Origin of the sequence: Flavobacterium limi (assembly GCF_010645075.1) — a bacterium.
Lineage (GTDB): Bacteria > Bacteroidota > Bacteroidia > Flavobacteriales > Flavobacteriaceae > Flavobacterium > Flavobacterium limi.
Genome location: NZ_JAADZV010000001.1, coordinates 44,606 through 59,323, shown reverse-complemented (window position 1 = coordinate 59,323; position 14,718 = coordinate 44,606). Strand labels below are relative to the sequence as shown.

Sequence of the window (14,718 nt, the reverse complement as noted above, 5' to 3'; positions counted from 1 at the left end):
GGAGTGGTTGGGAATCTTTCTTTTTATTGCAAAAACAGTTTTAATTTTTTTATAAGAAGCCGATTTTTCTTAATTAGCCCCGACAGCAGCGGCATCCTTTGCTTGCCTCCTTTATGGCAAGTAAAGATATAGCGAATGGCGGGAGATCATGCTCTTATAAAACCAATTGTACTGCTCCTCATTTTGATTAGAATCCGAAATTAATTCCAAGACCAAAAACTTGTCTGGTTTGGAATCCGCGGAAAGCGTTATCATCATAAATAGCCTGGAATGAAAAGTTTGCCGACAGATATTTGTTTACTTTCATAATGATATTTAGCGAGTAATCCATATCAACATTTTGAGGATCTTCTAAATAATTGGAGTAAAGATTCAATGTATTTTCTGCTGTTACATTGGTCATGATCGCCAGTTTGTAATATACTGAAGCATAAAAACCCAATTCGTATCGCATGCTTTTGCCCTGATCGACACCAAAATAATCACCGTCAACATACCCAATTCCTGAAGTGTAAGCACTATCTACAAAAGTGAATTTTGAGGTTAATGGTGCGAAATTGATTTTTAGATTGGCATCTTTTGTCCAATAGATACCGGGACCGGTTGTAAAATATCCCGGAGACATAAATTTAGTATTTTCTGTCCTGATTTCTTTTCCGTTTGCATCCTGACCGTAGATATAGCCGGTTGTAAACTGTGTTCTGAAATTTACGAAGTAAGAGTAGTACCATTGCCCGAAAGCCCTTTTACCTACTATAGAATTAAACTCGAAGCGGTCGTCTGTCTTTTTTTCAAAGTCTGCATTTTTGGTCTGCAATAAACCATAAGAAGCCAGTAGTTTGTTGTCCCAGGTAAGGTCATCTTTTTTATAATTGAAATCATAGTTGATTCCTAACGTCCCTGAGAAACTGTCTTCGCCTCCTGCAATCCAGTTATTAAAACTCGACTGATTTAATAATAAAGAAAGATTTCCTTTGGTTTTCCAGCCTTCGCCTTCAATAGTATCGTTTATTTTTGTTACCGCTTTTTCGGTATTCTGAATTAATTCTTTTTCGGTATTTTGAGCCTGAACAAATGTAAAGTTCGCTAAAACAAAGAGTAATAAAGCTATCTTTCTCATGGTTGTTTAGTTTAGTATATTAACAAATATAACACTAAAAACGCTAAAGCCCGAGAGTTTATTGGGCAATAAAGGAAGTTATTTCTTAGATTCTTTGTATAAAGGTACCGCAGAACAGGCCTCTCCGTACATTATGCTTCTGGCAAATGGCTGTAAATAGGTTGTTGCCAAAATATAAGCACGCATGGGTACCGGTTTTCTGGAACAGCCTTTTACGATTACGGGTTTACTTTTGTAAACAGAATAATCGATTTTGCTTAAAATTTCTTCATACAAACTGGCATCCAGATCTTCGATCGTTCCATTGACTGTTTTTTTGGCAAATGGAGCCAAATGGACTGAAACTAATATTAATGCCCAAGCCGGAATAATAGCATCAGTACTGCAATGTACGGCAACATACTGATCCTGATATTGTGACCAGTCGTGATTTTTAAGGTGTTCCCTGAAGTCTTTTTCTTTCAATAAAAAACCTTCCAAAAGCCATTGCGAAATGTCAATCTGCACACGCATCCCTTTTGGATAATAATCCTCTAAATCAAAAACTTCTAAGGCGCTATTGGCAACTTTATTGATAATTTCTTCCATAATGAAGTCGTAAAGTCTAATGTCGAAAGTCGTAAAGTCTTACTTTTGACTTTATGACTTTCAACTTTATGACTATTTTTAAAGCATTCCTAATTCTAATTTTGCTTCTTCGCTCATTAAATCTTTGCTCCATGGCGGATCAAAAGTAATCTCAACATCTACATCTTTTACGTTTTCAATTGTTTTTACTTTTTCTTCCACCTCTCTTGGTAAACTTTCGGCAACCGGACAGTTTGGAGATGTTAAAGTCATCAGGATTTTTACTTCGTAATCCGTATTTACCATTACGTCGTAAATCAGTCCTAATTCGTAAATATCTACAGGAATCTCAGGATCGTAAATGCCTTTTAAAACTCTTACAATTGATTCTCCTAATTCGTTTGTGTCTATTTCTTGTTCCATTTTATTTGTTTTTTCCTTTTTCACCATATAAGTTCATTTAAATCATCTTATATTTACTTTATTAGTTAAGACCAGTAAACACAAAGCTTATATGTTCTAATATGAACTTATATGGTTCAAAAAATTTTAATTTTTATTCTTAGCATCAAAAGCCAAAGCGTACATTTTGATGTTTTTTATCATTGAAACCAAACCGTTAGCACGGGTTGCTGATAAATGTTCTTTTAATCCGATTTCGTCTATAAATTCAGTATCAGCTTTTATAATATCTTCTGCTTTTTGGTTCGAGAAAGCGCGAATTAAAATGGCGATAATTCCTTTGGTCAAAATTGCATCACTGTCTGCGGTGAACACGATTTTATCGTCTTTTTGTTCTCCCTGAAGCCATACTTTCGACTGACATCCTTTGATTAAATTATCATCGGTTTTGTATTCTTCATTGATTAACGGAAGACTTTTTCCTAATTCGATGATGTATTCGTAACGCTGCATCCAGTCATCAAACATCGAAAACTCGTCTATTATTTCGTCTTGTATTTCTTTGATTGTCATAATTATTCTTTAACAAAGTCAGTCAGCAAATTGACCAGTTTTTCAATTTCCTTTGGAGGAAAACCATTGTCAAAACCTGGTGTTTCGTAAGTTTTCTGATTTTGGGTTATTTTTAAATTTCCAATTGCGGCACCATCATAAAAACGTTTTTCGGTTGGTGCTTTTAGTGTTGAAATTTTTTCTAAATCTATCTTTTCAAATTCGGTTACAATTTTGTCCCAATTTGCCTTTTCAATTTTCTTTTCTATGGCCTGAACATCTCTTCCATTGGTCACTAAAACCGTTTGATTTTGTACCACTATTTTTTTGAAATAACCTCTCGACATAGCTGAATATTCGATCACTGTCGATGCCATATCAGCTTTTTTCTGGCTTGAACATCCTGTCATCATAAAAATCGTCAGGAATAAAAAAGATACAATTCTCATAAAGTGAAATTTTTAGCTTAACATGATTTTTGCCTTTTTAACAGCTTCAACCATTGCATCAATTTCTTCTTTGGTGTTGTAAAAAGAAAACGAAGCTCTAATGGTTCCCGGGATACAGAAGAAATTCATGATAGGCTGCGCACAGTGATGTCCCGTACGAACTGCAATTCCTAATTTGTCAACGATTGAACCGATATCATACGGATGAATCCCGTCAATATTAAACGAAACGACTGAAGCTTTATTTTTTGCGTTTCCGTAAATTCTTAAACCTTCAATTTCAAGCAATCGCTTTGTGGCGTGTTCCAGTAGTTTTTTTTCCTGTAGCTGAATATTTCCAAAACCAACTTCATTCAGATAATCAACAGCGGTTCCTAATACGATTCCGCCAGCAATATTTGGAGTTCCGGCTTCAAATTTATGAGGCAGGTCGGCATAAGTTGTCTTTTCGAAAGTTACTTCCTTGATCATCTCGCCGCCTCCCTGATACGGAGGAAGTTTGTTCAGCCATTCTTCTTTTCCGTATAAAATTCCGGTTCCGGTTGGTCCACACATTTTATGTCCTGAAAAAGCGTAAAAATCACAATCCAAATCCTGAACATCCGGTTTTAAATGCGGAACAGCCTGAGCGCCGTCAATTAAAACGGCAGCTCCAACGGCATGAGCTTTGGCAATCATTTCCTTTACAGGGTTGATTACGCCCAATGCATTCGAAATATGATTTACCGTAACGATTTTAGTTTTCTCAGATAATAAAGATTCGTATTCGCTTATAATCAGTTCTCCTTCTTCGTTTATCGGAATCACTTTTAAGACAGCCCCTGTTTTTTCACACAACATTTGCCACGGAACAATATTGCTATGGTGTTCCAAAGAAGAAACCAAAATTTCGTCTCCCGGTTTTAAAATAGAAGCAAAACCATTGGCTACTAAATTGATCCCGTGTGTTGTTCCCGAAGTAAAAAGTACCTCATGAGAAAATTTGGCATTAATATGATGTTGCAGTTTTACACGCGAAATCTCATAAGCATCAGTCGCTAACTGACTTAATGTATGAACCCCACGGTGAATATTGGCGTTTATTTCCTGATAATATTTCGCTTCGGCATCAATAACAACCTGTGGTTTTTGCGAGGTTGCACCATTGTCGAAATATATTAATGGTTTTCCGTTTACTTTTTCGGAAAGTATTGGAAAATCAGCTCTTATTTTTTGAATATCCAGCATAATTTATTTAGAAAAATTCTATGTACAAAAGTACTAAAACTAAATTGTTTTATCCGCCAATTCTATAATTTCCTTTTATGGCACTATCAATAGCCGGGATGAAATATTGATTCTGCAAATTTTAATTTGATTTTCTGAATTTCCCGAATTTAAAAGCCTTATTAAGTATTAAATCGTGACCTTAAATTATTTATCTTGCATAAAAAACAGCTGTACCTAAATATGAAAAAAATCCTCAAATTACTTGGTGTTCTTCTTCTTTTAATCCTTTTATATTTCGGATTTACGACTTATCCGAAGCTGGATCTGATTTCAGGCTTTTCAGCCAAAAGCATTGCTTCGGGGCATTTTTTGGATAACCGTTCGAAAGAATTAATCGAAAAAACCGACAATGACATTAATCTTATTGATCTGGCAACGAATACTATTAATGAGGCAGGAAAATTTGCCACTTCGAATGTTTATGGATTGAAAGAACGAAAAGCCATTTATCGTGAAGGCTTAGGAGTTACTTTAATTAACGATGATTTTGATGTTTCGAAACCTTATTTACTTCCTAAAAGAACAAGAACAGAAAATAATTTAGCTTTTCCTTTCGGAAATAAAGAACCCAAAGACACTGTTTTTTCGAATATTGATTATACCCAATTACAAAAAACAATTGACAATGCTTTTGATAAATCGGGTGGGAAATTAAAAAGAACCCGTGCCGTAGTCGTTTTATACAAAAATAAACTAATTGCCGAAAAATACGATACCGGCTTTACTAAAGACAGTCGGATTTTGGGCTGGTCGATGACAAAAAGCATAACCAGTTCGGTTTTTGGAGTTTTGGCAAAACAGGGAAAAATAGACATTTACAAACCTGCTCCGGTAGCAGAATGGCAAAATGATGAACGAAAAAAAATTACCATCAATGATTTATTGCACATGAATTCGGGTCTGGAATGGGAAGAGAATTACAATACGATTTGTGATGCTACGAAAATGCTTTTTCAGGCCGAAGATATGGGCAAAGTACAGTTGGATAAACCGGCTCAGTATAAACCCAACACGCATTGGAATTATTCCTCCGGAACGACCAATTTATTATCCCTGATCCTAAAAAGACAATTTAAAACACAACAGGAATACTTAGATTTCTGGTATAGCGCAGTAATCGATAAAATCGGAATGAGTTCAATGATTGTCGAACAGGATATGAGCGGTACTTTTGTAGGTTCGTCATACGCCTGGGCGACGGCACGCGACTGGTCTAAATTTGGATTATTATATTTAAACAAAGGCAACTGGAACGGTGAGCAGATTCTCGATGAAAGCTGGGTTAAATATACCGCAATACCAACCAACACCTCTGAAGGAAAATACGGAGCGCAATTCTGGCTAAACGCCGGAGGAAAATTTCCGGATGCACCTCGCGACATGTTTTACTGCAACGGTTATCAGGGACAAATGGTGGCGATTATTCCGTCAAAGGATATGGTGATTGTAAGAATGGGACTGAAAGAAGATCCTGCTTTTGATTTTAATGGGTTTTTGAAAGGGATTGTTAATAGTGTCAAAAAGTAATTTAATGTTAAAAGATTTATTAAAATCAATTTTGATTGGAGTTGGAGGTTTGATTGTTATAATCTTATCTTTTTCTTTATTAATTCGAATTATTCCATTTTTTGGAAAATTATTATTGTTCATTGGGTTTGGAATGATTCTGTTTGGATTCTTTTCTTTTCTATTTAATCTTTTCAGGTCAAGAAATTAAAAAAATAAAAGCCCAACAAGTTTTTAAAAAAACTGTCGGGCTTTATTCTATAATAATTGAAAATTATTTCTTAGCCACAAACCTCGGATCAGATTCCATAACGGTTCCGCAATTATCGCAGGTTCTTAACTCTTCTGAATTGTAGAAATGCTCAAAATGCGGCAGAAAATCTTTTTCGATATTGTGCAGTTCAAAAAATACTTCATACAATTTATGATTACAGCTGTCGCAATGCCAAAGCAAACCATCGGTATAACCTAATCCTGCACGTTTTCTTTCGATAACCAAACCAATAGAGCCCTCTGAACGAACCGGAGAATGCGGCACTTTCGCAGGATTCAGATACATATCACCTGCATTCAGGACCATTTCTTTGCGCTCGCCATCTTCCTGGATTACTACTTTTATATTGCCTTCCAACTGGTAAAAAAGTTCTTCGGTTTCATTGTAATGATAGTCTTTTCGGGCATTTGGACCCGCTACAATCATCACAATATAATCACCGGATTCTACGTATAAATTTTTATTTCCAACGGGCGGTTTTAGTAAATGACGGTTTTCGTCTATCCATTTTGTCAGATTGAAAGGTTTTGCTATAGCCATTTTTTAAAGGTTCTGAGTTGCTAAGTTTCTGAGATGCTAAGGTAACGAAAATTTGTAGAGACGCACTGCTGTGCGTCTCTATGTTTACATTTCTTTTATGAGATAAATATAAACCGGAAAATGATCGCTGAAACCCACTTCATTTGTACTATGCCGCAACGGATAACCTTTGTATTTTCCTGAAGTTTGAATAAGATAGGGCTTGTTGAAAATCCCGGCTTTCCAGAATTTAAACGATGAGAAATCAGGTTTTATGAGTGATTCGGTAATGATAATCTGGTCAAAAATATCCCAGGAATCGCGAAAAGCTGTTGTTCCCATACCGCGTTTTGCCATTTCTTCAAACGGATTGTAAGTGCCAAATTCCGGGACCTCTGCTTTTTTGGCTTTTGCCCCCAAAGCCACTTTTATACTTTTATTATAAGGACCGTCATTTAAATCGCCCATCGTAATCACTTTTGCACTTGGATTGATCTGTTGTAACGAATCGATAATTTTACGGTTTAATTTCCCAGCTGCTTCACGATATTCGCTTGTGGCTTTTTCTCCACCCGATCGCGAAGGCCAGTGATTGACAATTATGCTGATTTGTTCTCCTTCCAGAAAACCGGTTATCAAAAGCTGATCACGGGTAAAAACACGATTATTTTGAGTTGTTACAGTTGGTTCTTCATTTGTTGCTTCTTCTTTTTTCTCTCTATCTATATTTTTATTTTTCAATATATATAAAGGTATATTCGAAAAAGTCACGGGTCTAAAAAATTTCTTCTGATATAATAATGCCACATCGATTCCGCGTTTATCGGGCGAATCAAAATGAATAATTCCGTAATCAAAAGGCAATAATTTAGGCTGTTTTACTAAATCTTCCAAAACACCTCTGTTTTCAATTTCGGAACCTCCAATCAAAACAGGCGCATTTGGGCTTTCCGGTGTACCTATTTCTGAAATGACTTTAGATAGATTTTGCAGTTTCTGATGGTATTTTTCAATTGTCCAGTTTTGAACTCCTTTTGGTGTCCATTCATTATCATTGGTGTAAATATCATCAACTGTATCAAAAAGATTTTCGAAATTATAAAAAGCTGCCGTGTGAATGCTATATTTTTTGGACTGACCAAAACCCGTAATCGAAAGAAGGAAAACAAAACAAATTCTAAGTGTTACTACTCGCATAAAAATTGAATTTTTAAAGTGCTGAAATTAATCAAAAAATTATATTTGTAAGAAATTTCAAGTATTTTTATTTTTTTAAATCTTTATCTTTGTTAGAAATAAATCAAAAGCCAAAAAAGAAAATGAATACATGCAGATTCCTTCCCCTCAACAGCTATTTTGCTTTTTGTAAATTCGTATTCCTTATTTTTGCTTTACAATCCTTTACCTGTCAATCACAACAAAATATGATAACACCACCTTATTTACAAAAAGGAGATACAGTAGCTCTTTTGGCAACAGCCCGAAAAAACATCGATGATAATTTGAAACCTACCATAGATTTACTCAAAAGCTGGGGTTTAGAAGCTGTAATCGGAAGTTCAATCGGACTGGATTACCATCAATTGGCCGGAACAGACGAACAGCGCGCTGCCGATTTTCAAAAGCAGCTTGATAATCCGAATATTAAGGCAATCTGGTGCGTTCGTGGCGGTTACGGAACTGTGAGAATGCTGGATTTACTTGATTTCACGAAATTCAAACAGCATCCAAAATGGGTTATTGGTTTTAGTGATGTAACGGTTTTGCATAATCATTTAAACACAATGGGTTACAAATCGATTCATGGTGTGATGCCGGTTACTATTCCGCGTGCGACACCGGCTGCGATTAGTTCTATGAAATCGGCTTTGTTTGGTGAACCTCTTTCCTATTCTGTTGCTCCGCATCAAATGAACCGTTTTGGTCAGGGAACCGGCGAATTGGTGGGTGGAAATCTTTCTATTTTATACAGTTTGTTGGGATCACCATCCGCAATTGACTGCAAGGACAAGATTTTGTTTATTGAAGATTTAGACGAATATCTGTATCATATTGATCGTATGATGATGAATTTACGCCGAAATGGCTGTATCGAAAACCTGAAAGGAATCATTATTGGCGGTATGACCAAAATGAAGGACAATGAAATTCCGTGGGGTAAAAATGCCCTTGAAATTATTGATGATGTAACCAAAAAATACAATATTCCGGTGATTTTTAATTTTCCGGCAGGCCATATTCAGGATAATCGTGCCCTTGTTATGGGAAGTACAGTTTCTATTGAAGTGAATGCTTCGGGTAGTACTGTTGTTTTTAAGTAAAATACTACATTAATTAATATTTAGTGGCAAACCATGGCAAGCTTACTTCTTAAATCAACTATGAAATTATTTAATTTTTTTAAAATAAAATCCAATAAAACAGATGTTCAGGTTGAAATAAAGAGAAGTACAGAGAATCATGGAAAAGTTAATAACCCCGAAGTAAAGATAGATTACAATTCATCTACGACACTAATTGAAGTTTTGAATTTCATCAAAGATCATTCTTTAGAGCTTGGTATTCAATTAAACAAACCTGCTACTGACACTGATATCGAAAATTTAAAAAATATTAAAATAGAATTATCCGAAGATTTCAAGGTTTTATACAAGTTTTGTAACGGATTTGAAACAAACGAAGATATCTTCAGACTTATACCGCTTGATGAAATCATTGAAAATGGAAAAGATAATTATTTAATAAGTGACCATTCATTTCATTTCACTGAATATCTAATTTATTGTGATATGTGGAGTGTTGATATAAACCCAAAAAATATTGAAGAATACAAACTTTATAATAAAGCTGATGAAGTAGTTGTTCTAACAAATTCGATTACTGAATTTTTGTGTGTATTTATCAATAAAGGGCTATATGACGGCCTTTATGAATGGGGAGAAGAAAAATCAAATAATAAGTTGAGAGGCTAATAATGCTGAGAATCGGAAGATTCAAATTGATTCATTAATACTCTAAAATTCAATTCTAAAATGGCAGACCACAACGAACTCGGAAAAAAAGGTGAAGATCTTGCCGTTGAATATTTACTGCTAAACGACTATAAAATTTTAGAACGCAACTGGGTTTTTCAAAAAGCCGAAATTGATATTCTTGCTAAAAAAGATAATTTTCTGGCAGTAATTGAAGTTAAGACAAGATCGAGTTTAGATTTTGGTTTGCCGCAGGATTTTGTGAAACCAAAAAAGATTCAGCTTCTCATAAAAGCAGTAAATGCCTACATAAACGATAGGGAAAACGATTTTGAAGACAATTTAGAAATTCGTTTTGATATCATTGCAATCCATAAAAGTCAGGAAACATTTGCTATTGAGCATCTTACTGACGCTTTTTATCATTTTTAACATAATTTTTTATTGTTATATTTGTAACAAATTGTTTTTTAATTTATCTTTGCGAAGATTTATAACATCAAACAACAACCAAACTAACACAATTACGTTACCCAAAAACAATTAAAAGATTATGAAAACCGTTTCTTCAATTGTAGAAAATTACATCAAAACCAAGCCATTTTTACTGAATGCACTCTCCTTGGGAATTATCAACCTGACTTCTTTGTCCCGTAACATCATGACCGAACTGGAAAGTGAATTTGGTAAAGAAGTAAAACAGGGAGCTGTAGTAATGTCTTTAAAAAGACTAACAGAAGAATTAGATTTTAAACTGAACCACAAAATCAACAAAGTCATTAAAAACATTGGTGAAATTACGGTTCGTTCTGAATTGACAGATTACACTTTCGCAGCTTCTGATACGGTTTTGAACAAACAAGCCGATTTGATTTCTGATATTAATGCCTTATCTGATATTTTTTATACCTCATCCCGAGGCGTAAACGAAACTAATATCGTAGTTAGCAGCAGTATCAACCATTTGGTTGAAAAACACTTTATACGCGAAAAACTAATCCAGAAATTAGATAACCTGGCTTCTATTACCGTAAAATTACCAAAAGAAAATATCGTAGTTCCGGGAATTTACTATTTCATTTTTCAGCGTTTAGCGTGGGAAGGAATTATTATCAATGAGGTAATTTCGACTTCTAATGAATTCACCATCTTAGTAGGAGAAGAGCAAGTTGATGTTGCTTTTAAAGTAATCAAAGATTTGAAAAATTAATTTCTTTTGAGAAAAACCCCCGATCAAAAAAAAATAAAAAAAAAGACAATATACGAAAGAGACTGGGCCAACAGTCTCTTTTTTTTATACCGCTTTGCAGCTTGCCTGATGCAAAACCGGAAAATTGCAAGAGTTAGCGATAAAACATAATTTGTTGGCTTTTGTATGTAAATCCAAAGCTTCCTGAACTTTATCCGCATTTGCAATTACTACTTTTGGGTATAGATGAACTTCTGTAAAACGTCCGCTGCCGTCGGGAGCAACTTCAAGAATGGCTTCTGCATGGTCTGAATATTCCAGAACTTCAATTCCTTTTTGGGAACACACATACAAATACGACATCATGTGGCAGGAAACCAAACTGCTCAACAGCAAATCTTCGGGATTGTATAGTGCAGGATCGCCTTTGAAAGCTTTTGCCGCCGAAACATCCAAAACCGGTTTTCCTTCGATTGAAATTTTGTGGTTTTTGATGTAGAATCTCTTAGTTGAATCTTCTCTATTTTGATTTAAAGACCATTTTGCCTCAGCATTGAAAATGTGTTTCATTTTGCCTATTATTAAAAATATTCTCAACGAATTTACACTAATTAAAATAATCCTGACTTTAAAAGATTGCTGACTTTGACTTCAATACATTATTATTGTTTTGTATATACAGGGCTAAGTACTTCGCTATTTGGATTGAGAAGTTTAATTTCTGTTGATGATATTTTTATAAAATGATATTCATGTTTTATTTCCCCTGTTACATAAGAGAATTTGTATTCTGTATTGTTTTTTATAGGCTCGCTTACAAAAGAAGAATTCGGAATCGCTAAGTTGCAGCCATCAACCAAGCCTTTGAAGCTGATTTGATTTTGGTATACATCCTTTTGAAAGAATTTATAAGTGACGTCGCCTTTCCAAGTGCCTTCAATCCAGGAGGGTGGATGAAAATCCGAATTAGATGAATTCGTTTTTATATTGTCATCGGAGTTTGATGAGCAGGAAAATAATAAAATTGAGTAAAAAAGAAAAAATAGTTTTTTCATAATTTTTGATTTGATGTAAGTGATCCGAAATTTATTAAATAGTAAGCGTTGATTGGTGTATTTTCTTCTTCCAGGGTTCTGAAAAAAGCTTTGCAAAAGATAAGCTACATTCATAACATAACATGAGGATATTTTTGTTCTAAGGCGGCTACATACAGAACTTATCTGCTTTTTGAATTGAGAGATAAGTAGCTAACGATTAATATTTTAATTTTAAGTAAAAATATATAATTTACATGAATTTTATACTTTTTAACCGAATAATATTTACAAAATATATTTGTATTCTATTCATAGAGAAATGTTTCGGATCTAAATCATTTCTTTTTTAGTAAGTATCTTAAAAAATTTGATTAAAAAAAATCTAAACGTTCCTTCTTCAGAGCTAAAAAATTTAATCACCAGGTTAGGAATAATTTACAGGAAATCCTTATTTTTTCTTTATCTCAATAGTTTCGTTTTTTATTGAATCATTGTGTATTTCAGTATTTTTAATTTTATTATTAATCTCACTTTCATTAATTGAATCATTGCTTATTACTGCCGGTTCGCCATCTACAGCTGCTTTTCCCATACAACTTGTTAAAGTAAAAACCAGACTCAATGAAAATAGGGCGATTTTTTTTATGGGCTTTATCTTAATTCGGCTAAATCTGTTTCTTAATTTATCATATTTGATACTTTCTTGTGTTTGTATCTGATTCAATTTAAAATGCCCACAGATCCTTTCTTTACCTGAATTTTCAGCGAAATATTGCTGAATTTCCTGTTTATTCATTTTTGTAAAATCAATTACTGTTTTATTACAGGAATTACAAAATCTTCCGTTTTTATCCGGTGACATTGAATTCCAATTTTCATTACAGGGTTTTGGGATACTTATTTTATTTTCCATATTATTTTAAAAAGACGATTCAGTTTCATTTGACAAAAACTATTCCATTACTAGCTTAATATCTAAACAAACAGGTTTTGAAATTGGTTCCACTATTTTATAATTTTAATTAGATTCGGATACCGGTTTTGTGTATTTCCATTTCTTATTCTAACAGCAGACAGTATCGGCAAAATTATGTTTACTGCATAAAATACAACTACAATATAAAATAAAATATCGTAAGAACCATAGTGGAGAATTTTAAATAAGGCGAAGAAAACAACGGAAATATAGGCAAAAACAGACCAGATTATCTGAAAATTCAAAAGATTAGCGCCAGCTTCTTTCATACCTATAATTTTGTCTTTTTTGGTCATCCATAAAATTAAAGGAAGAATTATATTCCCAACCGGAATCACTAAAAATGCCAGTACTGAAAGATGTAAAATTATCAGATAATGATGATTTTCTTTTTTCCCGTAATCTAAAATGTCTTCTGCGTTTATGTCGAGCACTTCACAAATCAAATGGAGCGTTTTGCCACGTGGTTCGCTTTCGTTGTTTTCAATTCGCTGGATGGTTTAAATTTACTTTAGATGATTCTGCCAGTTCTTCCTGTGACAAACCTTTTCTCTTTCTGACTTCCCTAATTTTTTCTCCTATTTCTTTCATAATTATTTGCGTTTATTTTTTGACAAAACTATTATGAAACTGTAATTCTGATAGCGGTTTATTTGCGACATTTTTACGGCATTGTTGTCAGGTTGTTGGGCTTGTTGAGTTTATACATAAAAAAATACCATTTTTTAAACAAACGGATTATTTACAACTGAGTTAAGATCCTTATGATTACATAAAACGGTAGCATAATTAATCCTATATAGAAAATGTTTTTTCCATGAGCTCTGTCTTTCTCATTGTAAGAATAGACTTTTTGTCCATTTGGTAAAGACTTTTTCGAAGTCCATAAAGAATAGCCAATAAAAATACCCAAAAGTCCTCCAAGGATTGCAAAGATATAACCTGCCATAATCCACGATTTCTGATTCTCTTCCGGCTTAGCCAATAATTCTATACGCTGTTTCTTCAAAGCTTTTAGTAATTCTGTATCTACCGATTTGCCTCTTTGTATTAAGATTTTTTGCGCCAGTTTATAATCGAATTCATTCCATTCATCTGCTTTCAAAAGTATTTCATACAATTCATCATCCGTAAAACTGAATAGATAATGATCTTTATCTACCTCATCAATTAAATTTTCAGCATTCTCATCAAGAATCTTTTCTGCTTTTTCAAAGTCAGTTAATGCTATTTTTATTTCGTACTGATTTTGTAAAGTGCTTCCGGAAAATGAAGAATCAACAGGCGGGATATTATCGGCTATCTCTGTGGCAATATTATTCTTGTTTAATAAACTTTCCAAATCTTTGACTTGTTCTAGTGTTGGATATTTTCTGAATACCGAGTAATTTTCGCTCATATATTTTAGCTTTGGAAATTTTCTATTATGTTTTTTAAGTCTTTTAAATCTTCAGGAAGTGAATTCAATACAATTTCTTTATTTAATTCTGTTACAATTTCAGATTCAATTCTACAAAAAGTACGATTGCATTCTTGATAGAAATGAAATTTTAAGTTATCTAAATTAGGGTTTGCTACATATAGTATATTTTCAAAATAATACTTTTCAGAATTATATTTTATTGACAATCTAAACAATGTTGGATCTCTGGGGAAATCAACAGCAACAACCTTTTGATTTTCAAAAAGAGTAAAGATTTTCACGTTCCACGTTCCCTGTAAAAATCGAATCTTCAAATCATTATTATATTCTCCGCTAACAATAACTTTCATGTTTAGTTTTTTATTCGGTTTAGATCATATCAAATATAATAAGTAATACGCATATCAATCGTTTCAGAATTTCTGGTGCTCGTTTGCAACGAGTAGCTACTTACTTTTGTAAA

Annotated in this window: 20 protein-coding genes; 5 read left to right on the top strand and 15 right to left on the bottom strand. The window is 33.7% G+C overall.

The window, feature by feature from the left end; all coding sequences use genetic code 11:
- Positions 1–187: 187 nt before the first annotated feature.
- The 6 genes from GXM16_RS00260 to GXM16_RS00235 form a co-directional block, all read right to left on the bottom strand.
- A complete protein-coding gene (locus GXM16_RS00260) occupies positions 188–1,120 on the bottom strand; it encodes a DUF3078 domain-containing protein (protein ID WP_163391593.1) in 933 nt (310 codons plus the stop codon).
- 78 nt (positions 1,121–1,198) lie between these two features.
- Positions 1,199–1,708, bottom strand: coding sequence for a DUF2480 family protein (locus tag GXM16_RS00255; RefSeq protein WP_163391591.1), 510 nt, complete (start codon positions 1,706–1,708; stop codon positions 1,199–1,201).
- Between the two features lie 78 nt (positions 1,709–1,786).
- A complete protein-coding gene (locus GXM16_RS00250) occupies positions 1,787–2,110 on the bottom strand; it encodes an SUF system Fe-S cluster assembly protein (RefSeq protein WP_135221559.1) in 324 nt (107 codons plus the stop codon).
- Positions 2,111–2,236: 126 nt separating this feature from the next.
- A complete protein-coding gene (locus GXM16_RS00245; RefSeq protein ID WP_163391589.1) occupies positions 2,237–2,662 on the bottom strand; it encodes a SufE family protein in 426 nt (141 codons plus the stop codon).
- Positions 2,663–2,664: 2 nt separating this feature from the next.
- Positions 2,665–3,090 (bottom strand): hypothetical protein, encoded by a 426-nt coding sequence (locus tag GXM16_RS00240; protein ID WP_163391587.1) that lies wholly within the window; start codon positions 3,088–3,090, stop codon positions 2,665–2,667.
- Positions 3,091–3,102: 12 nt separating this feature from the next.
- Entirely contained in the window at positions 3,103–4,317 is a 1,215-nt protein-coding gene (locus GXM16_RS00235) for an aminotransferase class V-fold PLP-dependent enzyme (protein WP_163391585.1), read from the bottom strand.
- A 222-nt stretch (positions 4,318–4,539) separates the two neighbouring features.
- On the opposite strand from GXM16_RS00235, the gene GXM16_RS00230 reads away from it, so the two are divergent.
- A complete protein-coding gene (locus tag GXM16_RS00230) occupies positions 4,540–5,886 on the top strand; it encodes a serine hydrolase domain-containing protein (protein WP_163391583.1) in 1,347 nt (448 codons plus the stop codon).
- 253 nt (positions 5,887–6,139) lie between these two features.
- On the opposite strand, the gene GXM16_RS00225 is transcribed toward GXM16_RS00230, so the two are convergent.
- Positions 6,140–6,679 (bottom strand): 3-hydroxyanthranilate 3,4-dioxygenase, encoded by a 540-nt coding sequence (locus tag GXM16_RS00225; protein ID WP_163391581.1) that lies wholly within the window; start codon positions 6,677–6,679, stop codon positions 6,140–6,142.
- Between the two features lie 84 nt (positions 6,680–6,763).
- Positions 6,764–7,855, bottom strand: coding sequence for an endonuclease/exonuclease/phosphatase family protein (locus GXM16_RS00220; RefSeq protein WP_163391579.1), 1,092 nt, complete (start codon positions 7,853–7,855; stop codon positions 6,764–6,766).
- Between the two features lie 227 nt (positions 7,856–8,082).
- Between GXM16_RS00220 and GXM16_RS00215 the strand changes: the two genes are divergently transcribed.
- From GXM16_RS00215 to GXM16_RS00200, 4 genes are all read left to right on the top strand, one after another.
- Positions 8,083–8,979 (top strand): S66 peptidase family protein, encoded by an 897-nt coding sequence (locus GXM16_RS00215; RefSeq protein ID WP_163391577.1) that lies wholly within the window; start codon positions 8,083–8,085, stop codon positions 8,977–8,979.
- 60 nt (positions 8,980–9,039) lie between these two features.
- Positions 9,040–9,630 (top strand): SMI1/KNR4 family protein, encoded by a 591-nt coding sequence (locus GXM16_RS00210; protein WP_163391575.1) that lies wholly within the window; start codon positions 9,040–9,042, stop codon positions 9,628–9,630.
- Between the two features lie 60 nt (positions 9,631–9,690).
- A complete protein-coding gene (locus tag GXM16_RS00205) occupies positions 9,691–10,062 on the top strand; it encodes a YraN family protein (RefSeq protein WP_163391573.1) in 372 nt (123 codons plus the stop codon).
- A gap of 121 nt (positions 10,063–10,183) precedes the next feature.
- A complete protein-coding gene (locus GXM16_RS00200; RefSeq protein ID WP_163391571.1) occupies positions 10,184–10,840 on the top strand; it encodes an aspartate kinase in 657 nt (218 codons plus the stop codon).
- A gap of 84 nt (positions 10,841–10,924) precedes the next feature.
- Here GXM16_RS00200 and GXM16_RS00195 read toward each other — a convergent pair whose 3' ends face one another.
- The 7 genes from GXM16_RS00195 to GXM16_RS00170 all read right to left on the bottom strand — a co-directional run bounded on the left by GXM16_RS00195 (position 10,925) and on the right by GXM16_RS00170 (position 14,605).
- Complete coding sequence (locus tag GXM16_RS00195; RefSeq protein ID WP_163391569.1) at positions 10,925–11,389, bottom strand: OsmC family protein; 465 nt, start codon at positions 11,387–11,389, stop codon at positions 10,925–10,927.
- A gap of 92 nt (positions 11,390–11,481) precedes the next feature.
- Complete coding sequence (locus GXM16_RS00190) at positions 11,482–11,874, bottom strand: hypothetical protein (RefSeq protein ID WP_163391567.1); 393 nt, start codon at positions 11,872–11,874, stop codon at positions 11,482–11,484.
- A 430-nt stretch (positions 11,875–12,304) separates the two neighbouring features.
- Positions 12,305–12,769 (bottom strand): hypothetical protein, encoded by a 465-nt coding sequence (locus GXM16_RS00185; protein ID WP_163391565.1) that lies wholly within the window; start codon positions 12,767–12,769, stop codon positions 12,305–12,307.
- Positions 12,770–12,861: 92 nt separating this feature from the next.
- Positions 12,862–13,266: a DUF4870 domain-containing protein gene (locus GXM16_RS00180; RefSeq protein WP_229684184.1), complete on the bottom strand. Its 405-nt coding sequence runs from the start codon at positions 13,264–13,266 to the stop codon at positions 12,862–12,864.
- Between the two features lie 49 nt (positions 13,267–13,315).
- On the bottom strand, positions 13,316–13,423 hold the full coding sequence (locus GXM16_RS23030) for a helix-turn-helix domain-containing protein (RefSeq protein WP_341874158.1): 108 nt from the start codon (positions 13,421–13,423) through the stop codon (positions 13,316–13,318).
- Positions 13,424–13,574: 151 nt separating this feature from the next.
- The gene (locus GXM16_RS00175; protein ID WP_163391563.1) at positions 13,575–14,231 is read right to left on the bottom strand and encodes a DUF2007 domain-containing protein; all 657 of its coding nucleotides are present in this window, start codon (positions 14,229–14,231) and stop codon (positions 13,575–13,577) included.
- Between the two features lie 5 nt (positions 14,232–14,236).
- Positions 14,237–14,605, bottom strand: coding sequence for a hypothetical protein (locus GXM16_RS00170; RefSeq protein WP_163391561.1), 369 nt, complete (start codon positions 14,603–14,605; stop codon positions 14,237–14,239).
- Between the last annotated feature and the right edge of the window lie 113 nt (positions 14,606–14,718).